Origin of the sequence: Actinomyces sp. HPA0247, from assembly GCA_000411415.1 — a bacterium.
Taxonomy (GTDB): Bacteria; Actinomycetota; Actinomycetes; order Actinomycetales; family Actinomycetaceae; genus Pauljensenia.
In genome coordinates, this window is the sequence record KE150452.1 from 349,715 (window position 1) to 371,160 (window position 21,446).

The window sequence follows — 21,446 nt, forward strand, 5'->3', positions numbered from 1 at the left end:
GCAAACTCTGCAATTGTCCCATGAGCGTCGCGGCACCTCAAGGCCTCTCACTAGCGGGCGAAGGACACCCTAAAGTCAGGCTTGCCGTCCTGATCGAGCTTCAGGAGCCCGTCACTGTCGAACTGCACATCGAGAATCAGCACGGTATCCACGTCGCGAGTCCCCTCCATGTAGTACTTATTCGAGTACGTCGCTGTGAAGGTGACGTGCCCTTGGAAAGCTCCCGGGTCTGTCTTCAGCGGCTCCATGGATGTGGGCATCGTTTTCACCGAGATCGCGGTGAGCGCATCGCTCTGAATCGCAAAGGGACACACGGAGTTCTGATTGCCCGGGATAGATGCGCACGAGTCAACGATCTTCGTGCCGGCCTCGAGCGCCGCGTCCTTCAGATTATTGTTGTAGGTGGCCAGCAGGGACACATCGCTCGCATCGCCGTCGGTATTCGTACGATGGACGACATCGAGCACGGCAACGGTCACAGGAGTTGAATCGACGTACTCACTCGGCGCGACCGGCGTGAACGTGTACACGCCCGGGTAGAAGAAAAAGGTCGCGCCCTCCCCGGTAACCTGCTTCTTCGGAGCATCGGCACTTTCGTCACCGACGGTGAATTGGGCGTATCCCTGAGCATCGACGCTCACCTGGGTGACCAGAGCATCCTTGACCTGCCAGTTGTCCAGAACACCCATCGTGGGCTTCGCTTTCGTCACGGTGAACTGGTGCGTGAAACGCTCACCGTTGACCTGCATGGTCGCGGTCACCGAACGCGTACTCGACTCATCATTCCTATCGGCAACGACATCTTCGATGACCAAGCGAGACTGAGCCGAGGCCATGACACCGTCAGTGAGGAAGGTTCGCTGATCGTTCGCAACGCCCGGGTCGACCATCGCAGTTGCGGCGCTGGCATTGCCCGCCGCCAACAAGTCCAAATACGCACGCACCTGCGCCTCGGGGGTGCGCGAACTATTGGCCACCTTGATCGCGACCACGCCAGCGACCACCAGGACGAGGAGGACACCGATCACAATCCCCATCGCCATCGCGCGCTTCTTGCCCCGGCCAGGCGTGGGAGCTGAAGCAACGGCCGCCTCATTGCGCGTCGACTGGTCACGCCCCGCTGGGGTTGCTGGGGGAGCCGGAATCGGCGCGTCCATCGGTTCATTTTTCTCAGTGCCCATCATGTGCTCCTCACACCCATTGACAATCCATGACCGAGCCAGCAGCACACCTCGTATGCCCGGACAATCGGCCATTCAGGCGTGCTCAGTATCACGCCACAAATGCCCATAGTCAAAGAGCGATCACATGACGGATGCGCCGTGCCCACCCACAGCGGACGGACACGGCGCAGGAAGCTCACGAGGTGTGCGCGTTAGCGCGTAAAACCTACCGAGAAGTCGGGCTTCCCATCCTTATCCAGAATGAGCACATCGTTGTCATCCAGCTGCGCGACGATCTCTATCTTGGCTTCAACGTCGCGAGTACCCTCCATGTAGTACTTGTTCGAGTACGTTGCCGTGAAGGTGACAGCAGCCCGGAAGAATGTCGGCTGATCCGGAGATACCGGCCCGAGGGCCTTCGGCATGGCACCGGAGACCGCGGTGACCGCATCGCTCTGAATTGCGAAGGGACACACCGAGTTCTGGTTGCCCGGGATGGACGCGCACGAGTCGACGACCTCCTTGCCAGCATCGAGCGCTGCCGCCGTGAGCTTAGTGTTGTAGGTGGCTGTCAGAGAGACAGAGGTACCGTCTCCGCTCCACGTATCACCGAGGATCGACACGGTTTCCGGGTTGGATTCGGCATACTCGCTCGGTGCAACCGGTGTGAACGTGTAGACGCCCGGGTAGAAGAGGAAGGTCGCATCGTCGCCGTCCTGGCCCGTCCGATGGGCGTCGGCACTCACGTCGCCGACGGTGAATTGGTTGTACCCGCGGGCGTCGACGCTCACCTTGGATACCAGAGCATCCTTGACCTGCCAGTTGTCCAGAACGCCCATCGTGGGCTTCGCTTTCGTCACCGTGAACTCGTGAACGAAACGCTCACCGTTGACCTGCATGGTCGCGGTCACCGTACGCGTATCAGACTCGCCCCTCTTTCCGTCGTTCTCGTCAACGCCAGCGCTGATGTCCTCAACAACCAGTAGCGACTGAGCTGACGACATCACCGAGTCCGTCAAAAACACGCGCTCGTCATTGGCTATGCCCGGGTCGACCATCGCAGTTGCGGCGCTGGCATTGCCTGCCGCCAGCAGATCCAGATACTGACGCACCTGCGCCTCGGGGGTGCGCGAACTATTGGCCACCTTGACCCCAATCACGCCAGCGATCACCAGCACAGCGAGAACACCGACGAGGATCCCGATCAGTTTGATGCGTTTCTTACTCGCCGGAGACATCGGCGTGAAAGCAACGCCACCGCCGCCAGAGACCGAAGGATTCACTCCCGCATGCCCCGCCTGTGGAACCGGAATCGGCGCATCCATCGGTTCATTATTCTCAGTGCCCATCATGTGCTCCTCACACCCATTGACAATCCATGACCGAGCCAGCAGCACACCTCGTATGCCCGGACAATCGGCCATTCAGGCGTGCTCAGTATCACGCCACAAATGCCCATAGTCAAAGAGCGATCACATGACGGATGCGCCGTGCCCACCCACAGCGGACGGACACGGCACATCAAGCAGGCTGTCAGGCGTCGGCGTCAGCCTCGACGACGGGCAGTGCCTTCGTCGGCGGCACGCATGCGTCGCCCGCCAGCGCTGGGAGGGATAGGCCGGCGGTCGCCGGTATCTCCTCCGACGACTCCGCGAGCTTGCGCGCCACGCGCGACATCGGTTGAGACGAGGCCTCGTAGCCTTCGGTCGTTCGGTTCATCCTCACGCTCTTCCTCTTGCTTTCCTGTGCTGAGCATGCAAGCATTCCGCGCCCCAGTTACTCAGCGGTCCACATCACACTAGTCTACGGAATCAGCCTGGAAATGGTCCCACGCCCCGCGCAGGACCTCGCCATCGAACATCGCGCAGGGATCCTCGCCCGACTCGCATGAGCGAGCTCGACCGATCGCTCGGAATCCTTCCGGCAGCGCGACGTCTGGCGGGAACGCAGCGATCATGCCGTGTTCCTCTCCCCCCTGGAGCACCCACCACACGGGATCTGCTTGGCAGATGCGAGCCGGAGTTTGCAGACGCCAGGCCTCTTGCTCGATCGCTGGCCGATCGAACTCAATAACGACTCCCGAGGCCTTGGCGATGCGCGCGGCGTCCGTGGCGGGCCCATCCGACAGGTCCATCATGGCCTGCGCACCCACAGCCGCGGCCGCGACGCCCGACCCAAGAGGGGGCGACGGTGCGCGGTACGTGTCGACGAAGGGAGCGAGCTCACCCAGCTGCTCGACGCCTCGGGCGGACGGATCAACGTGTCCCCCTTCGAGCAGATCGAGCCCGGCGTAGGAGTAGCCGAGAGTACCACTCACCGCGATGACGTCACCGGGGCGCGCGCCGTCACGTCGTACCACCGGCCCCGGGCAATAGCCGAAGGCCGTGATCGAAATGACGAGCTTCTCCCCCGCGCTCAGGTCCCCGCCGACGACGCCCGCTCCAGCCTCCCGTGCGCGGTCCCCCAGGCCTCGGACAACGTCAAGGAACACGTCGGCGTCCATGTCACGAGGCGCGACCACCGATGCGACGAGCGCCGAGGGACGTCCACCCATTGCGTCAATATCCGCGAGATTCTGGGCGGCGACGCGCGCACCAACCTCGTACCCGGTCGACCACGAAAGGTGGAAATGCTGGTCCTCCACCATGACGTCCGTCGTCACAATGAAGGATCCTTCGGGAGCTGCCACCTGGGCACAATCGTCGCCGATACCAATGATCGTGCGATCGCCGCGCGGAAAAGACTCGCGGAAATGAGACACCAACTGGGCCTCGGACAGGTCACCTAACTTCATGAGACCCAGCCTAGTCGCGTGCGCGTCACTGCGCTGCAAGGGCCGGTCAGCTCTGGCGGCCTCGCACCGTCTGGGAGGCGAACAGGCAGGTCGCGGCCGCGCTGGCCACGTTCAGGGACTCCGCGTCGCCGCTCATCGGTATCGACACGAGCGCGTCGCACAGGCGCATCTCGTCCCCCGACAGGCCTCGCGCCTCGTTGCCGAACGCCCATGCGTGGGACTGCGACAGGCGAGAACGAGCCGAGACCCCCTGCACGAGGAGGTCGGACAGACTCAGCGAACCCGCGCCGCCACTGGTGCCTAAGAGGGCCGCACTGCGACCGTGAATGAGCGCGCGAGCATCCGCGAAGGACGCGACCTGGCACACCGGAATGTGGAAAACGGAGCCGGCGCTCGACCGGACGACCTTCGGACTCGCGGCATCCACCGTGCCCGCAACGGCGACGACGCCAACCGCGCCAAACGCATCGGCTGTGCGGATGATCGTGCCGACGTTGCCGGGATCGCGCCCCTGGGCGAGCACGACGATCGTCTCACCCACGCTCGGCTCGGGCAGCTCGCGAGAGAGCGCATCCATCGAAGCAACCGCGCAGATTCCCTGGGAGTCACCCGACAGAGCCGCTGAGACCTCGGCGGTCACGGGATGCACCCAGCGCGTCACGCGCCGCGCGGCGTCCACGACATCCGCGTGGTTCTCCCACGCGTCCTGCCGCACATACACGTCACGCACGCACTCACCGCGGTGCGTAACAAGTTCGCGAACAGCCTGTGGGCCCTCGACGAGCATCAGACCCGAACGCGAACGCGCCGAGCGCCCGACCAGACCCGACACCCTGCGCACGCGATCGGCGCGGGGATTATCGAGAACGGTCAGGCGCTCGGCGGAAGAGCTCACCTATCAGGCCTTGGGGGCGTTGATGTCGGCGGGCAGCGCGTCCTTGGCGACCTTCACGAGGGCGTTGAACGCATTGATGTCGTTGACGGCCAGCTCGGCCAGCATGCGACGGTCGACCTCGACGCCGGCCAGGTTCAGGCCCTGGATCAGGCGGTTGTAGGTCAGGCCCTGGGCGCGGGACGCAGCGTTGATGCGCTGGATCCACAGACGACGGAAGTCGCCCTTCTTGGCCTTGCGGTCGCGGTAGGAGTAGACGAAGGAGTGAGTGACCTGCTCCTTGGCCTTGCGGTACATGCGCGAGCGCTGGCCGCGGTAACCGGAGGCCTGCTCGAGTACGGTACGACGCTTCTTCTTGGCGTTGACAGAACGCTTAACACGTGCCATTTTCTACTGTTCTCCTCTAACTCGAGCTCACTTGCCCAGCAGACGCTTGACGCGCTTGACGTCAGCGGTCTCCAGGACCTGGTCGGTCGCCAGACGACGGGTCTTGCGGCTGGACTTGTGCTCCAGCAGGTGGCGGGCGCCGGCCTGCTCGCGCATGATCTTGCCCGAGCCGGTCGTGCGGAAGCGCTTCTTAGCACCGGAATGAGTCTTGTTCTTCGGCATTTCTATTCCTTCGTTGTGAGGCGATGGGTATCGCCGTCAGTCCTGTTCGTCAGCCTTGTCGGCTGCCACTCGGGCCTGGTCCTTGCTGGCGCGCTCCGCGCGCTTGCCCCGGCGCTCAGCGCGCTCGGCCTCGCGGCGCTTGCGCTGTTCGGTCAGGGCGTCAGCCTTGCGCTTGGTGGGGGCCAGCACCATCGTCATGTTGCGCCCGTCCTGACGGGGCATCGACTCGACGGTGGCAAGGTCACCAATCTCCTCGGCGAGGCGCTGCAGGAGGCGAACGCCAGCCTCGGGGCGAGACTGCTCTCGACCGCGGAACATGATCATGACCTTGACCTTGTCGCCAGCGGACAGGAAGCGCTCCACGTGGCCCTTCTTGACGCCGAAGTCATGATCGTCGATCTTCAGTCGAAAGCGGATTTCCTTCAGCTGCGTGTTCGCCTGGTTGCGGCGAGCATCGCGGGCCTTCTGGGCGGCTTCGTACTTGTACTTGCCGTAATCCATGAGCTTTGCGACGGGCGGCTTAGCGTTCGGCGCAACCTCAACCAGGTCAAGTCCGGCCTCCTCGGCCAGACGCAGCGCGTCCTCAACTCGGACAACGCCGACCTGTTCACCTCCGGGTCCCACAAGGCGAACCTCGGGGACTCGAATACGCTCATTGATGCGAGTCTCGCTGATGAGCGGCTCCTTCCACAGAATCCTTATGCGCGAAACGAAAAGCCTCCGTTACGCGACGCGCACGGAGGCTTCCATAGGGTCAACACGCACGGGTGTCGACCGCCGAACCCGATCCCCTGCGCATCGCCCCTGCGGGCGGCATCCTCTCGTGCGAGAGGCGGGTATCCAGGTGGGATTTCTCCGCTTGCGTTCCGGGCTCTCGCCCAGACGATCGTAGTTACTCTACCAGAAATAGCGCGAGAACGCCAGATCAGCGATCATTGCGCGCCTCACGCTCCGGTGGGCGCTCGCTGAGCAGTCTCAGCGCAGGACGGGCGTGATCTCGACTCGGTCCGCCGAGGCGATGAGGCGAGGGTTCGATCCCAGGGCGTTCAGGGCGGCCGACAGGCTTTCTTTCATTGCCGAGGCATCGGCCCCCTGGGCGTAAGACGCGCGGTCCACGGACACGAGCACGCGCGTGAGTCCGTCGCCCGCGTAGGCGATCTCAACATCGACGATGGCGGGGCACGCAGCGCTGGCCTCGGCAAGCAGAAGCTCACGCAGGGCCTCATCACGCCAGGCCGGTAGCCACTCATCCCCCTGCGCGAGGGCGGCGACGGCGGGGCGCGGCAGCAGCACGGCATCAGTGCCCGGGTTGACGACAATGCGCCCACCCGTCTCAACGAGGGCCGTGAGCCCGATCGTGCGGAAGTCCAGGGCCATCGGGCGGTCACCGGGGCGGTGGGCAGACAGGGCCTCGGCCGACGAATAGATGGCGAGCGCCTCCCCCGCGGGGGTTTGCGCGCGCACGAAGTCGATCGGGTTGTGCCCGTTTTCTCCGGCGTGAACACCCGTCACGCGCGGGTCGGGTTCGACATCGATAGGAACGATGACGCGTTCGAAAACGAGCGCGTCAACGAGCTCCTCAAGCCTCGCCGCCCCCACGTCGCTCCCCAGCCCCAGCGCGAGCGCGCGGGTGGTACGAGGAAGCCCCTGACCGACGTCCGCGCGGTCGTGGCTCATCATCGACAGGCGCTGCGCCAGTCGATTCTTCTGTTCCTCCGTGAGGGAAGGCTGCGTGGGGGTCATGACTGCTCCTCGTATCCGGCAACATCCAACGCGTCGGCCAGAGTAAATGCGCCCTGGTACAGGGCCTTTCCGACAATCGCACCCTCGATGCCAAGAACGCGCAGCGCCTCGATATCGTCCAGGGAGTTCACGCCACCGGAGGCGATGATGCGGGCGGGAGTGCGGTCCGCGACCCGGGCCAGCAGGTCCCTGTTCGAGCCATTCATCTGGCCATCTCGCGTCACGTCGGTGACGACCAGTCGGGCTACCCCCGCCTCGTTCAAGGTGTGCAGTGCCTCCCAGACGTTTCCGCCCTCGCCGCTACCTCCGCGCGCGGCCAGGCGATCGCCGCGCACGTCCAGGCAGACAGCGACGCGCTCGCCGTAGGTATCAATTGCTTCGCACACGGTATCGATGTCGCCAAGAGCCTGCGTCGCGATATTGACGCGCTCGGGTCCCATCGCTAATCCAGCCTCGATGGCACCGCGGTTCGTGATGCCTCCCGACAGTTCGACGCGCACAGGAACCTCATGGATGACTCGCGCGAGGAGCTCAGAGTTCTCACCGCGACCAAACGCCAGATCGAGGTCCACGAGATGCACCCAACGGGCCCCGGCCTCGTGAAACGAGCGGGCAACATCGAGCGGACTCCCCCAGGACCCTGCATCGACTGACCCCGAGGACAGACGCACGGCCTGCCCGCCCGTCACGTCGATCGCGGGCAGCAGCTGAAGAACCGTCATGATTGCTTGCGTCGGAACCAGCCGAAGGGGCCGCCACCCTGACAGCTGCCGTCGGCGGCCACGGAATCCTTGTAGTCAGCCGGCGTCGTACGACCGAGCAGCAGGTCCTCCGTCGCCGCGGGCATCGCACCGAGCAGAAGACCTGCGGGAATCGTTTCCTCAGGCTCGCCACCCACATATCGCTGAGCGGAAATGCGACCCGAGACGCCCGGTTCCACGCCGTCACCCTCCACGAGCCAACTCATGAGGGCCACGGCCCCGTACTTCGACAGGTTCGACACCGCGCGGGCGACTCGGTCCACGGCGTCGGGCATCGGGCGCTGGCCGGTGAGCAGGGCATCGAGTTCTTCCTCGTCGGTCGGAGTCGTCTCAACACGCAGCCAGACGGCAGTCCAGGGCTTGAGACGGACGATCGGCTCGCGCACACCCGACAACGCGAGCAGCGAATGCAGCGCCTCCGGATAGGAAATCGGGGCGAGCACGAGGGCAACCGACAGGCGGCCGCCATCCAAGTGCAAGGACTCGTCGACGGGCGTATCGTCCGGGTCGAGGGGCGGCAGGGAATCGCCAGCGGTGGGCGATGCACCCAGCGATGCAACCAGCGACTGGAACTCCGCATCGATATCGTCGTTGTGAGCGCTCACCGCTCCTCCTTATACTGTGTGTCTCTCTCCAAGGATACTGTTGATCCACGAGCGCGCGCGTGATGCGCTCTCCCCTCAGCGAAAGGACCCCGCCATGAGTACCCCGACGATCCCCGTTCGCGGGGAGATCAAACTCGGCCAATTCGTCAAGCTCGCTTCCCTCGCCGAGGACGGCGCCCAGGCCCGCGAGCTCATCCAGGCCGGCGACGTGACCGTCAACGGCGAGGTGGAGACTCGCCGCGGCCACCACCTCAGCGTCGGTGACCTCGTCGAGGTTGATGCCCCCTGGGGCCGGGCCGCCGCGATCGTCGGTTCCGCCTCCTAACCGCCGCAGCTTTCGACGCGAGCCGAGTCCCATCGGGGCCCGGCTCGTATCGTTTCAGGACGAGGTCACGACCCCACCCGCGCCGACGACAGCCTTGATATGGCTGAAGAAGGCGCTCGTCTGCTCGACGCGCAGCTTCGGATCCAGCTCGACAATCGTCGTGCGTCCCGGTTCCGTCAGGTGCAGGCGCACCGGGGATCCACCCGGGTAGGACTCGAGGACGCCACGCAGGTCGGTGAGGAGCTCGGGCGTACACCGCGCGGCCGGCAGACGCAGATCGAGCGGCAGGTCAGCCCCACCCGACAGATCCAGGAGGGTCATCGACTGGCCATAGATGGTCATGCCCTCCTCACGCACGTTCACCTTGCCCTCGATTTGGACGATGATGTCCTGCGCGAGGTAGGTCTGGATCGACTCGTAGGAACGCGGGAAGAAGAGCACGTCCACCGAACCTGACAGGTCCTCGATCGTCGCAATCGCCCACGCGTTGCCCTGCTTCGTCACCTTCGTCGTCACACCCGACACGAGGCCCGCGATCTTCACGATGCGATCCGCCATCGCCCCATCGGAGCCGACGACTTGGGCGATCTCGTAGTCCTGGTGACGAGCCAGCGCTGCCTCCACGCCGCGCAGCGGGTGGTCCGAGACGTACAGGCCCAGCATCTCGCGCTCGGCCGCCAGCTTCGTCTTTCGGTCGAACTCGGGCAGGTCCGGGATGTCGATCGTCAGGCCCGAGCCTGAGTCTTCGTCCTCCCCGAGCGCACCAAAGAGGTCGAACTGCCCGATCGCCTCGTTTCGCTTGACGTCGATGATCGCGTCCACGGCCTCGTCGCAGCGCGCGAGGAGGGCGCGACGCGTGTGACCCATCGAGTCGAACGCGCCCGCGCGGATGAGGGACTGGATCGTGCGCTTGTTGCACACCACCTGGGGCACCTTGTCCAGGAAATCCTGGAACGAGGAGAAACGTCCCTTCTCGGCACGAGTCTCCACGATCGCATCGACGACCGGGCCACCAACATTCTGGATCGCATTCAGACCGAAGCGGATCGCCTCACCGTCAGGCGCGAAGTTACCCATCGACGCATTCACGTCGGGAGGCAGCACCGTGATGTCCATGTGGCGGCACTCCGCCAGGTAGAGCGCACGACGATCCTTGTTGTCCTTCGTTGAGGTCAACAGGGCCGCCATGTACTCCGTCGGGTAGTTCGCCTTCAGGAACGCCGTCCAGTAGGACACGAGGCCATAGGCCGCCGAGTGCGCCTTGTTGAAGGCGTACGCGGAGAAGGGAACGACGACGTCCCACAGGGCCTTAATCGACTCCTCGGAGTAGCCGTTATCGATCATGCCCTGGCGGAAGCCCTTGAACTGCTGGTCCAGGACCTCCTTCTTCTTCTTACCCATCGCCTTACGCAGAATGTCTGCCTGGCCCAGCGAGTACCCCGCCAGCTTCTGGGCGATCTGCATGACCTGCTCCTGGTACACGATCAGACCGAAGGTCGTACCCAGGATGTCCTTGAGCGGTTCTTCCAGCTCCGGGTGGATAGGAGTAATCTCCTGACGCCCGTTCTTACGCAGCGCGTAGTTCGTGTGCGAGTTCGCGCCCATCGGGCCGGGGCGATACAGGGCGCCGACGGCGGAGATGTCTTCGAAGTTGTCGGGCTTCATGAGCTTGAGGAGGTCGCGCATGCCACCACCATCAAGCTGGAAGACGCCGAGGGTCTCGCCTCGTCCCAGAAGCTCATACGTCTTCTTGTCGTCGAAGGCCAGGTGATCGAGGTCCGGGTCCGGCTTGCCGTTGAGCGCGATGTTCTCCAGCGCATCCGACACAACCGTGAGGTTACGCAGGCCCAGGAAGTCCATCTTGAGCAGGCCCAGCGTCTCGCACGTCGGGTAGTCGAACTGCGTGATGATCGCACCGTCCTGCGGGCGCTTCATGATCGGGATGATGTCGGTGAGCGTGTGGGAGCTCATGATGACCGCACACGCGTGCACGCCCCACTGTCGCGTCAGCCCCTCCAGGCCGAGCGCGTACTGGACGACCTCGTGCGTGTCGGGGTTCTCCTCGTAGAACTTACGGAACTCCGAGGCCTCGGCGTAGCGCTTGTCCTTCTCATCGAAGATGCCGTGGACCGTGATGTCCTTGCCCATGATCGCCGGGGGCAGAGCCTTGGTGAGCTGCTCGCCGACCTTGAAGTCCTTGCCCAGAATGCGCGCGGAGTCCTTCAGGGCCTGCTTGGTCTTAATCGTGCCGTAGGTGACGACCTGGCTGATGCGGTCCTCGCCGTACTTGCGCTTCACGTAGGCGATGACCTCGTCGCGCCTACGTTCGTCGAAGTCGACGTCGAAGTCAGGCATCGAGATTCGCTCAGGGTTGAGGAATCGCTCGAAAATCAGGCCGTGATCGAGGGGGTTCAGCTCGGTGATCTTCATGGCGTAGGCGACCATCGATCCAGCACCCGAACCACGCCCCGGGCCCACGCGGATACCCTGCGACTTCGCCCAGTTGATGTAGTCGGCGACGGTCAGGAAGTATCCGGGGAAGCCCATCGAAATAATGACGTCTTCCTCGTACTGGGCTTGCTTGCGCACGGCGTCAGGAATGCCGTTCGGGAAGCGGTCACGCAGGCCTCGTTCGACCTCCTTGATGAACCACGAGGTCTTATCCTCCCCCTCTGGGACCGGGAAGTCGGGCATGTAGTTCGCACCCTCCTTCGTGGTCGTGAAATGCACGTCGCAGCGCTCGGCGATCTCGAGGGTCGAGTCGCAGGCACCGGGCAGCTCACTCCACAGCGAACGCATCTCGTCCGAGGAACGGATGTAGTAGCCGTCGCCGTCGAACTTGAAGCGATCAGGATCGTTGATGCGCGAACCGGAGTTGATGCACAGGAGCGCGTCCTGGATCTTGCGATCATCGCGCTTGACGTAGTGCGCGTCGTTCGTGGCCACCAGGGGCGCGTTCATAAGCTTGGCGATCTCGAGGACCTGCTGGTGAGTGCGCCGCTCGATGTCGATACCGTGGTCCATGACCTCGACATAGAAGTTCTCCGCCCCGAAAATATCGCGCAGCTCCGCCGCCTCAGCCACGGCCTCGTCCCACTGCCCCAGGCGCAGGCGCGTCTGCACGGCACCCGAGGGACAGCCCGTGAACACAATGAGGCCCTCGTGGAACTGATTGAGCAGCTCCTTATCCGCGCGCGGCCACTTACCGAACTGACCGTCCGTCGAGGCGTAGGACCCCAGGCGGAACAGGTTATGCATGCCCGTCGTGTTATAGGCGACGAGGGTCAGGTGGTTGTACGAGCCGCCCGCGCTCACGTCGTCGGCGCGCTGCCACGGCTCGCCCCACAAAACCTTCTGACGATCGAAACGCGAGGTTCCCGGCGTCACGTAGGCCTCGAGACCGATGATCGGCTTCACGCCAGCGTTCTTGCAGTTCGTGTAGAAATCGAAGGCACCGAACAGGTAACCGTGATCCGTCAGGCCAATCGCAGGCTGCCCGAGGCGCGCAGCCTCCTCCGCCATCGCTTTCGTCTTCGCCGCTCCATCGAGCATCGAGTACTCGGAGTGATTGTGAAGGTGCACGAAGGAATCAGCCATGCGTCGATTCTACTGTCCGAGGCGCGCGCGAGGCCGACGGACGCCCCGCGTCACGCGGTCGTTCATCTCACGGCGTCACCCGGCCGCGACGGGGCCGGGCTGCCGAGCACTCCCCCAGCCCCGACGGGTCAGTCGTGGGGGTGCCGCAGTTCCTCAAGCGCGGCCTCGAGATCGGCCGGGTACGGGCTGGACACGCTCATCGGCATCCCCGTACGCGGGTGCGCGAACCCGAGGCGCACGGCGTGCAGCCACTGACGCGTGAGTCCCAGGCGCTCCGCCTGCGTGGGGTCGGCGCCGTAGAAGGTATCACCCACGCACGGATGCCCAACAGCCGCCATGTGCACACGGATCTGGTGGGTACGTCCCGTCTCGAGGTGCACCTCGGTGAGCTGCGCGCCCGCCATGAGCTCAAGCGTGTCGTAGTGAGTGACCGCGCGCTTACCGCCGTCGATCACAGCCATGCGCCACTCGCGCGACGGATGACGCCCAATCGGGGCATCGATCGTGCCCGAGGCCGGGTCCAGGTGCCCGGCCACAACCGCGTGGTACACCTTCTCGATCGTGCGTTCCTTGAAGGCCCGCTTCATGACCGTGTAAGCGAGCTCGGACTTGGCGACCATCATCGCACCCGACGTGCCCACGTCGAGGCGGTGAACGATCCCCTGGCGCTCGGGAGGGCCATAGCTCGTGATGCGGTATCCCGCGGCCTCCAGGTTGCCCAGGACCGTGGGGCCTTCCCACCCCGGTCCGGTATGCGCGGCGACACCGACCGGCTTATCGACGACGACGATGTCCTCGTCGTCGTACAGAATCGTCATGTCGGTGACCGGGGTCGGCTTATTCTCGGGTTCCGGGATCGTCACCTCGATGATGTCGAGGGCTCCGAGGCGATCCGATTTCCCCGCAGCAACGCCATTAATGAGAACGTGCCCCTCCCCCGCCAACTCCGCGCAGCGCGAGCGCGACAGCCCGAGCATGCGGGCCAGCGCGGCGTCGACCCGCTCACCCACCAGCGCATCGGGCACGGGCAGCATGCGTGAGCTCACTGCGACTCCTCCTTCGAGGGTTCTCGCGAGAGCGCGAGCGCGAGCAGCGGCGCTCCCAGGACGATCCAGATATCGGCGACGTTGCCGACGAACCAGGTGCCGTAGGCGATGAAGTCGGTGACGTGGCCGATGCCGAAGCCGGGCTCAGCCGTCAGCCTGTCAATGAGGTTTCCGACGGCTCCACCCGCCAGCAGCGCGATCGCCAGCAGCGTCGAAGCGCGGTGCACACGGCGAGCGAGCACCGCAAGCACACCGATGACGACGACGGTGAAAATCGTGAGAATCCAGGTCTTCCCAGCCGCGAACGAGAACGCGGCACCCGAGTTATGAACGAGCCTGAGCGAAAGCCACTGCCCGATCACGGGAATCGTATCCGAGCCGTCAAGGGCGGTGCGCGCCCACAGCTTCGACGCCTGGTCAGTGATAATCGCGGCCGCGAACACGAGGCCCGCGTAGATCCACGTCGAACGAGTGCGGATCGGGTGGGAGGAGTCAGCCATGGTTCCCTATCTTAAACGAGCGGCGGCGGCGCACCACGAAGTGCACCGCCGCCGAAAAGCGATTGCGATCAGTTCTCGCCGTTGCCGACCTCGTTGAGGAGGGTCTCGAGGTGGCTGCGCAGGTTCGTGCGGTACTCGGCCTCGAAGGTACGCAGACCGTTGATCTTGTTCTCGAGCAGCTCGCGCTCCTGATCGAGCTGGGAGAGCAGCGAGTCCTTCTGCTTCTGAGCGTCGGCGATGATCTTCTCGCGCTCGGCGTTGGCCTCGGCGATGATCTTCGCGCTCTGCTCTTCGCCGTCGCGCACGTACTCGTCGTGGACGCGCTGAGCGAGAGCCAGCATCGAGGTGGCAGACTCCGCATCCTGCGGGCCGGTGAGGGCAGCGGCGGGAGCCGGGGTCTCGACGGCCGGAGCCGCAACGGGGGCGGGGGTCTCGGCGGGGGTGAAGTCGGAGTTGGACAGCTCGGCAACGCGACGCTCCGCAGCCTCGAGCTTCTCCTTCAGATCCTGGTTCTCCATCTGCAGGGAGTAGATGGTGGAGACAACCTCATCGAGGAACTCATCAACCTCGTCCTGGTCGTAACCCTCGCGGAACTTGACGTACTGGAACTTCTTGTTGAGGACATCCTCGGTAGTGAGCAGGGCCATTTCTTCGCCTCTCGGTCGTTTCGATTGGACGCGCGGAACCCGCACGCCTGGACGACCGGGAAGGCCGCCCGCTATCACGTCACGAAAATAATAACTGAAATTGTCACACTAGCAACATCCATCACGAGAAGAGGTCCAATTTTGTGGGGCCTCTCATCTCGAGATTTGATGGCTACAGGCTCATGAAGTAGAGAACATTCGCCAAGCGCTGCGCAACGATAAGGACCAGGAATAACACCATGAAACCGACATCAATCGCCATCCCGCCGCCGATGCGCAGGGGCGGAATAAAGCGGCCAATCCAACGGATCGGAGGGTCGGTCAACGCGTACAGCGCATTCGCAGCGACAAGCAAAATTCCGCTGGGACGCCATCCGCGCGCGAAAAACTGAACCCAGTCCAGAATGACGCGCGCAAACAGCACCATCATGTACAGGTTGATGAGGACACTCAGTCCCCACCCGAACCAGCCGAGGACGATCACGAAGATTCTCAGCCCTGGTTGTAGAGGGAACCGCGGCGTCCCGACGTGTTATCACCCTGCACCTCGACCGAGGCCGGGGACAGGAGGAAGACACGGTTCGTCACGCGCTCGATCACACCGTGCAGGCCGAAGGTCAGACCGGCAGCAAAGTCGACGAGACGACGGGCCTCTTCCTCACCCATGTCGGTGAGGTTGATGATGACGGGCGTGCCATCGCGAAACGCCTCGCCGATCGTGACGGCATCAGAGTAAGCAGTCGGGTGGATCGTCACGATACGCGTGAGATCCTCGACGGGCTCTTCGCGACGAATGCTCGTCAGGGTCGGACGGGACACAGGAGTAATGTCGGCCACGGGTGCCACCTCTTCCACCTCATCGAATTCTTCGAATTCATCGATGGGCTCCTCGGGTGAGTACCAGCCCATGAACTTACGTGCGCGTGCACCGAACGACTCGCTCATTGTTCCTCCTTCAGCCGATGCATAGCCACAAGCTACAGTTCCCCGAGGGCATCAACCCGCACCCAGCTCGGCGCGTCGCGAGGAGGCAGCCGGCGAGACTCATCACGAGCCATCTACCGACGAGGCCGGAGCTCGCCACGGCACGGCGATGACACACCGACGAGGCATGCGTGAACGTCACGCGGGAATGATAATGAGCGCCTGACGACCGCATGAGGGGTCGGCGCGATAGGAGAACAGACCAGAGTCTTCGAGCGTGCACCGTTCATCGATGTCGACCCGAACACCCAGGTCCGTCAGAGATGCGGCGGCAGCGTGCGGAAGATCGAGGGCCGGGGTTCCCCACGACGTGCGCCCACGAATCCCAGGCATCAGCCCCTCACTCGCCGCGGCCATGTCTGCGGGGACCTCGTAGCAGCGTCCACAGATAGCCGGACCAATGAGCGCGTCAAGAGGACCATCAACGAGGGCACGTATGCGCTGAGCGGCGCGCGCGAGTATCCCTCCGAGGAGCCCGCGCCTGCCCGCGTGAACAGCGGCGACGACCTGCCCGGACGCGGCAGAGAAGACAACGGGCAGACAGTCAGCGGTCTGCACGGCGAGAGCAGGCGCATCCGAGCAGCCGCGGGCATCGATGACAATGCCGTCCGCATCGACGGGACCCCACTCCCCCGCAGCTGGCCGATCAAGCGCATGCTCGCTATCCACGCTCCAGGGCACGCCGCCGCGTACCCGCAGGAGCTCGACACGAGTCGAGTGAGTTTGATCCATCCAGACAACATCACGCCCCAACGCGGCCGCAAGCGCGCGCCGACGTTCGTGCACGAGGGAGGGATCATCACCCACATGCAATCCAACATTGCCACATAGCGCACCGGTGCCCGGGTCCACCTCGGTGAGGTGGACCCGGGCACCGGCCCAGATTTTGTCAGTCATCAGCGCAGGAAGGGCGGAATGTCCAGCTCTTCCTTCTCGGGGGCCTCAGGGTAGACGCGAGGCACCTCGAAGGAGTGCTCGGACTCAGACTCCTCGTACTCCACTGCGGCGGGCGCCTCGACGGGAGCCGGGGCCACCTCGCGCACCGGAGCAGCGACGTCCGCACGATGCTGAGGGCGACGGGTCGACACCTGGCTAATGCGGGTCGTCTCAGCGGCGGGAGCCTTTGCCTCGGGGGCAGCGGGACGCTGCTGAGCGACGGGAGCTGCAACGCGCGCGGCAGAAGGACGCGACATCTGGGTGTCGGCCACATCGTCGAAGCCAGCGGCGATAACCGTGACACGAATCTCATCACCGAGAGCATCATCGATGACGTTACCGAAGATGATGTTCGCCTCGGGGTGGGCGGCTTCACGCACAAGCTGCGAGGAGGCGAAGACCTCCTGCAGGCTGAGGTCCGAGCCACCCTGGAAGAACATAAGGACGCCGTGCGCACCGTCGATCGAAGCCTCGAGCAGCGGCGAGGAAATCGCGCTCTCAACAGCGCGCAGGGCACGATCTTCGCCGGTCGCAGCGCCGATACCCATGAGCGCCGAGCCCGCATCCTTCATGACCGACTTGACGTCGTTGAAGTCCACGTTGATCAGACCCGGGGTCGTGATCAGCTCAGTGATGCCCTGAACGCCCGACAGGAGGACCTGGTCGGCCGCGCGGAAGGCGTCGAGCACGGAGATGTTCGCGTCGGAGATTTCCAGAAGACGGTCGTTCGGGATGACGATCAGAGTGTCGACCTCTTCGCGCAGGGTCGTCACGCCACCCTCAGCCTGAGCCGCACGGCGGTTACCCTCGAAGGAGAAGGGGCGAGTCACAACGCCGACGGTGAGCGCACCCGCATCGCGAGCGATCTTGGCGACAACAGGGGCCGCACCCGTACCGGTGCCACCGCCCTCACCTGCGGTCACGAAGACCATGTCCGCACCCTCGAGCGCAGCAGTGATCTCCTCGATATGATCCTCGGCAGCCTTACGGCCGACCGCGGGGTCCGCTCCGGCGCCGAGGCCGTGCGTCAGTTCACGGCCAATGTCGAGCTTCGTCTCAGCGTCAGACATGAGCAGAGCCTGCGCGTCAGTGTTGACCGCGATGAACTCAACGCCCTTGAGGCCGACCTCGATCATTCGGTTCACGGCGTTGACTCCGCCGCCGCCGACGCCGACGACCTTGATCACTGCCAGGTGGTTTTGCGGTGTCGCCATGGATGTCTCCCTTGCATCAGACCCTCAACCTTTAGTTGAAGGTTGATGTTTAACGTGCTTCGTGTCGGAAAGAAATTAGGGGTCCGCGAGCAATCCTTCAAGCCAACACGCGGACAACAAAGAAGGCTTAACTGGTCACAGGGTGATTCGGCGATGACACGTCGTAGGTCGTCGCCTTGACATTCGCCAGTAATGTCGCGAGCACACGCGCCTTCTGAGGGGCATCAGCATTCGTTCCCCACTTGACACTCTGCCCGCCGCTCAGCGTGAAACTCACCTGTGCACCCGTCGACGTGACAGTGGCTACCTGAGAGCGTGTCTCGTCGTCCAAAGCACCAAGCGCCGACGCGACGTCGGCCGCTCCCACGCTGCGGTCTTCCGGCAAAGTCACCAACGGGTAGGACCCCGCGCTCGCGACCTGTTGGAACGCCACGCCCTGGTCATCCACCAGCTGGTAGCCGCCGGGAACAGCCTCCGCGGCCATCGGGGTACGCATGGTCACCGAGATGCGCAGGCTCGTCGGCCAACGCCTCGAGACGGTCGCCGAACGTACTGCCACGTTTGATTCGACGGCCCGTGCGACCGCGGACGTGCTCAGGCGCGTCAGTGGCACTCCTTCAAAAGACGCAATCGATGAGCGCACAGAGTCAGCCGTCACGAGTGTTCCGTCTTCACCCGAGACCACGACCGAGGACGAAGAGAACGCAAACACCGGGGAGAAGAACGCTACCCAGGCGGCACCGCCAGCCACGGCAAGCGTCACAACCACCAGCGCAATACGACGCACGAGGAGCATGCGACGCGCGCGGTGACGCTCGCGGAGCCGGTCTCCCAGATCCGTGGTTTCCTCGCCTCCGAGCAGGGACGCGGCATCGGCGACGGGCTGTGGCCGATCAACCGCCGAGCGAGCGCGACGGCGCTCCACCAGCGACACGGGACGTCGCTTCGATTCCTCGGTGTCGCCTGTCACCTCGTCCTCGGGTGCCGCCGCGATAATCTCATCGAAAGAGCGGGCGGTCGACGAGGCAGCCCCCTCCGCGCGCGGCGAGCGCTCCTCGCGAGGTCGATGCCCTCCCGGACGTCTCGGCGAAGGCGGCCTCATGCCTCCATTCGCTTCCACTCATCCAGCACGTCGGACGCGCAGCGAGTGATCGAACCGGCGCCCATCGTGACGCAGACGCCACCCTCGGGGGTCAGTGAGGCAGCCAGGCGGGCAGCCTCGTGCATATCTTCAACGTAGGACGCGCCCTCAATGCGCGAGGAGATCAACGAGGAGTCAACACCGGGCTCGGGATCCTCACGGGCCCCATAGATGCCCGCCAGAACGACATGATCCGCCCCCGACAGGGCCTGCGCGAAACGCTCCGCGAAGATACGCGTACGCGAATACAGATGCGGCTGGAAGACGACGGTCACGTCCCCGTCTCCGGCGACGACGTGCGCCTCACGAATCGCGGCCTCCACCTCGGTCGGGTGATGAGCGTAGTCGTCGAAAAGACGGCGCGTGCCGACCTGACCGCGGGCCTCAAAGCGACGGGCCGCGCCCGTAAACTCACCCAGGCCGTCAGCGATTGCCTGAGGCTCCAGCCCACACTCGATGCCGGCTACCCAGGCAGCGGCCGCATTCAGGACGTTATGCTCGCCAGGTACACTCAGCGCCAGCGATGCGCGACGCTCTCCCCACGTCAGCGTCGCGCCAGCCCCGTGAGCTTCCACGTGCACGTCGGAGATTACGACATCGGGATCACGCAGCGACCGATCCGCACGCCCGTACGTCACGACGCGCAGCCCCTCGGCGCGGGCGGCATCCGCGAGACGAACCGCCCCCTCGTCCTCCGCGCAGGTCACCAGCAGGCCGCCGGGGACCAGTCGCCGCGCAAACTCAACGAAAATCTCCTCGAACTCCTCACGCGAATGGTAGCGATCCAGATGATCGGGTTCGACGTTCGTCACGATCTCGATCGCCGGAGAATAGTTCAGGAACGAACCATCAGACTCGTCGGCCTCGGCGACGAAAACATCGCCACCACCCAGGTGCGCGCCGGTACCCAGCTGGGGCAAAACGCCACCCACGGCCACCGACGGATCCAGCCCGCACGCCGACAGCCCGATCGCCAGCATGCCGGACGTCGTCGTCTTTCCGTGCGCACCGGCGACGCCGATGAAACGCATACCCGAAGCCGCCAGGGCGAGAGCCTGCGACCGGTGAATCACCAGCTGACCGCGCTCACGAGCAACCGCAAGCTCCGGGTTCTCCTCCCGGATCGCAGTCGACACGACGACCACCGCATTCGGGTCCACGTGCGAGGCATCATGCCCGACGAAGACACGCACGCCCACCGAGCGCAGGTGATCAAGAACCGCCGACTCCTCGCGGTCCGAGCCCACCACGGTCGCACCACGCGACGCGAGCAGCTCGGCGACGACGCTCATGCCGGCGCCTCCGATGCCAATCAGATGAAAACGATCCTGCAGCGTCGGCTCACTCATGGCCGCTCTCCTTCACCTGTTCCAGGGCCAGATCGGCCAGTGCACGAGCAGCACCCGCACGCCCCAGAGACTGCGAAGCAGCCACCATGTCCGCCAAGCGGGCCGAACCCAGCAGGGGGAACACGTTGGAACGCACGAAGTCAGCCGTGAAGTCCTTATCGTCGATCAGCTGCGCGCCACCCGCAGCGACGTGGTCTGCGGCATTGAGGCGCTGCTCACCATTTCCGATCGGCAGCGGCACGTAGATGCAGGGAAGGCCCAGGGCCTCCATCTCAGCCACGGTTCCCGCACCCGACCGACACACGACGAGGTCCGCGACGGCCAGCGCGTCCTCCATCGTCGTCAGGTAATCGATCACATGCCAGCGATCGGAGCACCCGGCAGCCTCAACAGCGGCGCGTACAGGCTCATCCTTCCCACGGCCCGTCAGGTGCACGACCTGCGCCCCCTCGGGCAGAGCATCCGCGGCACCGGTCATCGACTCGTTCACGTGCAGCGCACCCAGCGAGCCACCCGTGACGAGGAGCGTCGGAGCTTCGGGGTTCACGCCCAGGCGCCCAGCGGCCTCACGGCGTGCCTGCGCGGCACCAGCCGCATCCTTTCGACTGCTCGCCAACGACGCGATCGCCGCACGCAGGGGAAGACCCGTCACGACAGTGCTGCCGCGCCGCGCGCTCAGAGGCGTCGACGGGAACGTCAGGGCCACAACTGCAGCATTGCGAGCACCCACCTTATTCGCGAGGCCAGGGCGCGCATTCTGCTCGTGAATAACGATCGGAACACCCGCGCGCTGAGCCGCAATGTACGCGGGCGTCGACACGTAGCCACCAAAGCCCACGAGGACATCAGCGCCCTCCAAGGCCTGCGCACACCGCTTCACTGCATCGACAAAGCGCGACGGCAGCGTGAAGAACGCGAGAGAAGGACGACGCGGCAACGGCACGCGGGGAATCTCCACCAGCGGGAAACCGGCAGCCGGAACCAAATCCGATTCCAAACCAGCCGCTGTCCCCAGAACCACGACCTCGGCGCCGCTCTCACGCAGCTGTGCCGCCGTCGCCAGCAGAGGATTCACGTGACCGGCGGTCCCGCCGCCAGCCATCACAACCTTGACCATAAGCGTCTCCTTTACGCGTGCGT

Annotated in this window: 23 protein-coding genes; 1 reads left to right on the forward strand and 22 read right to left on the reverse strand. The window is 64.5% G+C overall.

Annotated elements, in window-relative coordinates; all coding sequences use genetic code 11:
* Nucleotides 1-50: 50 nt before the first annotated feature.
* From HMPREF1478_RS09590 to HMPREF1478_RS09640, 11 genes are all read right to left on the reverse strand, one after another.
* Nucleotides 51-1,181, reverse strand: coding sequence for a hypothetical protein (locus tag HMPREF1478_RS09590; RefSeq protein ID WP_016461873.1), 1,131 nt, complete (start codon nucleotides 1,179-1,181; stop codon nucleotides 51-53).
* A 194-nt stretch (nucleotides 1,182-1,375) separates the two neighbouring features.
* Entirely contained in the window at nucleotides 1,376-2,512 is a 1,137-nt protein-coding gene (locus HMPREF1478_RS09595) for a zinc ribbon domain-containing protein (protein WP_016461874.1), read from the reverse strand.
* A 184-nt stretch (nucleotides 2,513-2,696) separates the two neighbouring features.
* Nucleotides 2,697-2,882 carry a hypothetical protein gene (locus HMPREF1478_RS09600; RefSeq protein ID WP_016461875.1) on the reverse strand — a complete coding sequence of 62 codons (186 nt, stop codon included), beginning with the start codon at nucleotides 2,880-2,882 and terminating at the stop codon, nucleotides 2,697-2,699.
* 79 nt (nucleotides 2,883-2,961) lie between these two features.
* Nucleotides 2,962-3,957, reverse strand: a complete 996-nt coding sequence (thiL, locus tag HMPREF1478_RS09605) for a thiamine-phosphate kinase (protein WP_016461876.1) — start codon at nucleotides 3,955-3,957, stop codon at nucleotides 2,962-2,964.
* A gap of 46 nt (nucleotides 3,958-4,003) precedes the next feature.
* Nucleotides 4,004-4,852 (reverse strand): TrmH family RNA methyltransferase, encoded by an 849-nt coding sequence (locus HMPREF1478_RS09610; RefSeq protein WP_016461877.1) that lies wholly within the window; start codon nucleotides 4,850-4,852, stop codon nucleotides 4,004-4,006.
* A 3-nt stretch (nucleotides 4,853-4,855) separates the two neighbouring features.
* The gene (gene rplT, locus HMPREF1478_RS09615; protein WP_007587751.1) at nucleotides 4,856-5,236 is read right to left on the reverse strand and encodes a 50S ribosomal protein L20; all 381 of its coding nucleotides are present in this window, start codon (nucleotides 5,234-5,236) and stop codon (nucleotides 4,856-4,858) included.
* 27 nt (nucleotides 5,237-5,263) lie between these two features.
* Nucleotides 5,264-5,458 (reverse strand): 50S ribosomal protein L35, encoded by a 195-nt coding sequence (gene rpmI, locus HMPREF1478_RS09620; protein WP_005871559.1) that lies wholly within the window; start codon nucleotides 5,456-5,458, stop codon nucleotides 5,264-5,266.
* A gap of 36 nt (nucleotides 5,459-5,494) precedes the next feature.
* On the reverse strand, nucleotides 5,495-6,160 hold the full coding sequence (infC, locus tag HMPREF1478_RS09625; RefSeq protein ID WP_081445781.1) for a translation initiation factor IF-3: 666 nt from the start codon (nucleotides 6,158-6,160) through the stop codon (nucleotides 5,495-5,497).
* A 273-nt stretch (nucleotides 6,161-6,433) separates the two neighbouring features.
* Nucleotides 6,434-7,201, reverse strand: coding sequence for an SseB family protein (locus HMPREF1478_RS09630; RefSeq protein ID WP_016461878.1), 768 nt, complete (start codon nucleotides 7,199-7,201; stop codon nucleotides 6,434-6,436).
* Nucleotides 7,198-7,923 carry a HisA/HisF-related TIM barrel protein gene (locus HMPREF1478_RS09635; RefSeq protein WP_016461879.1) on the reverse strand — a complete coding sequence of 242 codons (726 nt, stop codon included), beginning with the start codon at nucleotides 7,921-7,923 and terminating at the stop codon, nucleotides 7,198-7,200. The genes HMPREF1478_RS09630 and HMPREF1478_RS09635 overlap by 4 nt, the downstream gene beginning before the upstream one ends.
* On the reverse strand, nucleotides 7,920-8,567 hold the full coding sequence (locus HMPREF1478_RS09640; protein ID WP_016461880.1) for a hypothetical protein: 648 nt from the start codon (nucleotides 8,565-8,567) through the stop codon (nucleotides 7,920-7,922). The genes HMPREF1478_RS09635 and HMPREF1478_RS09640 overlap by 4 nt, the downstream gene beginning before the upstream one ends.
* Before the next feature lie 94 nt (nucleotides 8,568-8,661).
* Between HMPREF1478_RS09640 and HMPREF1478_RS09645 the strand changes: the two genes are divergently transcribed.
* Nucleotides 8,662-8,892 (forward strand): RNA-binding S4 domain-containing protein, encoded by a 231-nt coding sequence (locus tag HMPREF1478_RS09645; RefSeq protein WP_016461881.1) that lies wholly within the window; start codon nucleotides 8,662-8,664, stop codon nucleotides 8,890-8,892.
* Between the two features lie 54 nt (nucleotides 8,893-8,946).
* Here the strand turns inward: HMPREF1478_RS09645 and dnaE are convergent, their stop codons facing one another.
* The 11 genes from dnaE to murG all read right to left on the reverse strand — a co-directional run bounded on the left by dnaE (nucleotide 8,947) and on the right by murG (nucleotide 21,423).
* The gene (dnaE, locus tag HMPREF1478_RS09650) at nucleotides 8,947-12,489 is read right to left on the reverse strand and encodes a DNA polymerase III subunit alpha (protein WP_016461882.1); all 3,543 of its coding nucleotides are present in this window, start codon (nucleotides 12,487-12,489) and stop codon (nucleotides 8,947-8,949) included.
* Nucleotides 12,490-12,617: 128 nt separating this feature from the next.
* Entirely contained in the window at nucleotides 12,618-13,523 is a 906-nt protein-coding gene (locus HMPREF1478_RS09655; protein WP_034475686.1) for an RluA family pseudouridine synthase, read from the reverse strand.
* Between the two features lie 8 nt (nucleotides 13,524-13,531).
* Nucleotides 13,532-14,035 (reverse strand): signal peptidase II, encoded by a 504-nt coding sequence (gene lspA, locus HMPREF1478_RS09660; RefSeq protein ID WP_016461884.1) that lies wholly within the window; start codon nucleotides 14,033-14,035, stop codon nucleotides 13,532-13,534.
* A gap of 68 nt (nucleotides 14,036-14,103) precedes the next feature.
* Nucleotides 14,104-14,682 (reverse strand): DivIVA domain-containing protein, encoded by a 579-nt coding sequence (locus HMPREF1478_RS09665; RefSeq protein WP_016461885.1) that lies wholly within the window; start codon nucleotides 14,680-14,682, stop codon nucleotides 14,104-14,106.
* A 172-nt stretch (nucleotides 14,683-14,854) separates the two neighbouring features.
* Entirely contained in the window at nucleotides 14,855-15,166 is a 312-nt protein-coding gene (locus HMPREF1478_RS09670) for a YggT family protein (protein WP_016461886.1), read from the reverse strand.
* 8 nt (nucleotides 15,167-15,174) lie between these two features.
* Nucleotides 15,175-15,627, reverse strand: a complete 453-nt coding sequence (locus HMPREF1478_RS09675; protein WP_016461887.1) for a cell division protein SepF — start codon at nucleotides 15,625-15,627, stop codon at nucleotides 15,175-15,177.
* A gap of 177 nt (nucleotides 15,628-15,804) precedes the next feature.
* Nucleotides 15,805-16,563, reverse strand: coding sequence for a purine nucleoside phosphorylase YfiH/LACC1 family protein (locus HMPREF1478_RS09680; protein ID WP_016461888.1), 759 nt, complete (start codon nucleotides 16,561-16,563; stop codon nucleotides 15,805-15,807).
* Nucleotides 16,563-17,816, reverse strand: coding sequence for a cell division protein FtsZ (ftsZ, locus tag HMPREF1478_RS09685; protein ID WP_016461889.1), 1,254 nt, complete (start codon nucleotides 17,814-17,816; stop codon nucleotides 16,563-16,565). The genes HMPREF1478_RS09680 and ftsZ overlap by 1 nt, the downstream gene beginning before the upstream one ends.
* Before the next feature lie 127 nt (nucleotides 17,817-17,943).
* A complete protein-coding gene (locus HMPREF1478_RS09690) occupies nucleotides 17,944-18,918 on the reverse strand; it encodes a cell division protein FtsQ/DivIB (protein ID WP_083940094.1) in 975 nt (324 codons plus the stop codon).
* The gene (gene murC / locus HMPREF1478_RS09695; RefSeq protein WP_016461891.1) at nucleotides 18,915-20,306 is read right to left on the reverse strand and encodes a UDP-N-acetylmuramate--L-alanine ligase; all 1,392 of its coding nucleotides are present in this window, start codon (nucleotides 20,304-20,306) and stop codon (nucleotides 18,915-18,917) included. The genes HMPREF1478_RS09690 and murC overlap by 4 nt, the downstream gene beginning before the upstream one ends.
* A complete protein-coding gene (murG, locus tag HMPREF1478_RS09700) occupies nucleotides 20,299-21,423 on the reverse strand; it encodes an undecaprenyldiphospho-muramoylpentapeptide beta-N-acetylglucosaminyltransferase (protein WP_016461892.1) in 1,125 nt (374 codons plus the stop codon). The genes murC and murG overlap by 8 nt, the downstream gene beginning before the upstream one ends.
* Between the last annotated feature and the right edge of the window lie 23 nt (nucleotides 21,424-21,446).

What these genes read in the sequence shown, in the direction of transcription:
- HMPREF1478_RS09590 (WP_016461873.1), bottom strand. Translation starts at nt 1,181, where the DNA reads ATGGGCACTGAGAAAAATGAACCGATGGACGCGCCGATTCCGGCTCCC.
- HMPREF1478_RS09595 (WP_016461874.1), bottom strand. Translation starts at nt 2,512, where the DNA reads ATGGGCACTGAGAATAATGAACCGATGGATGCGCCGATTCCGGTTCCA.
- HMPREF1478_RS09600 (WP_016461875.1), bottom strand. Translation starts at nt 2,882, where the DNA reads ATGAACCGAACGACCGAAGGCTACGAGGCCTCGTCTCAACCGATGTCG.
- thiL (WP_016461876.1), bottom strand. Translation starts at nt 3,957, where the DNA reads ATGAAGTTAGGTGACCTGTCCGAGGCCCAGTTGGTGTCTCATTTCCGC.
- rplT (WP_007587751.1), bottom strand. Translation starts at nt 5,236, where the DNA reads ATGGCACGTGTTAAGCGTTCTGTCAACGCCAAGAAGAAGCGTCGTACC.
- rpmI (WP_005871559.1), bottom strand. Translation starts at nt 5,458, where the DNA reads ATGCCGAAGAACAAGACTCATTCCGGTGCTAAGAAGCGCTTCCGCACG.
- HMPREF1478_RS09630 (WP_016461878.1), bottom strand. Translation starts at nt 7,201, where the DNA reads ATGACCCCCACGCAGCCTTCCCTCACGGAGGAACAGAAGAATCGACTG.
- HMPREF1478_RS09635 (WP_016461879.1), bottom strand. Translation starts at nt 7,923, where the DNA reads ATGACGGTTCTTCAGCTGCTGCCCGCGATCGACGTGACGGGCGGGCAG.
- HMPREF1478_RS09645 (WP_016461881.1), top strand. Translation starts at nt 8,662, where the DNA reads ATGAGTACCCCGACGATCCCCGTTCGCGGGGAGATCAAACTCGGCCAA.
- dnaE (WP_016461882.1), bottom strand. Translation starts at nt 12,489, where the DNA reads ATGGCTGATTCCTTCGTGCACCTTCACAATCACTCCGAGTACTCGATG.
- HMPREF1478_RS09655 (WP_034475686.1), bottom strand. Translation starts at nt 13,523, where the DNA reads ATGCTGCCCGTGCCCGATGCGCTGGTGGGTGAGCGGGTCGACGCCGCG.
- lspA (WP_016461884.1), bottom strand. Translation starts at nt 14,035, where the DNA reads ATGGCTGACTCCTCCCACCCGATCCGCACTCGTTCGACGTGGATCTAC.
- HMPREF1478_RS09665 (WP_016461885.1), bottom strand. Translation starts at nt 14,682, where the DNA reads ATGGCCCTGCTCACTACCGAGGATGTCCTCAACAAGAAGTTCCAGTAC.
- HMPREF1478_RS09675 (WP_016461887.1), bottom strand. Translation starts at nt 15,627, where the DNA reads ATGAGCGAGTCGTTCGGTGCACGCGCACGTAAGTTCATGGGCTGGTAC.
- HMPREF1478_RS09680 (WP_016461888.1), bottom strand. Translation starts at nt 16,563, where the DNA reads ATGACTGACAAAATCTGGGCCGGTGCCCGGGTCCACCTCACCGAGGTG.
- ftsZ (WP_016461889.1), bottom strand. Translation starts at nt 17,816, where the DNA reads ATGGCGACACCGCAAAACCACCTGGCAGTGATCAAGGTCGTCGGCGTC.
- HMPREF1478_RS09690 (WP_083940094.1), bottom strand. Translation starts at nt 18,918, where the DNA reads ATGAGGCCGCCTTCGCCGAGACGTCCGGGAGGGCATCGACCTCGCGAG.
- murC (WP_016461891.1), bottom strand. Translation starts at nt 20,306, where the DNA reads ATGAGTGAGCCGACGCTGCAGGATCGTTTTCATCTGATTGGCATCGGA.
- murG (WP_016461892.1), bottom strand. Translation starts at nt 21,423, where the DNA reads ATGGTCAAGGTTGTGATGGCTGGCGGCGGGACCGCCGGTCACGTGAAT.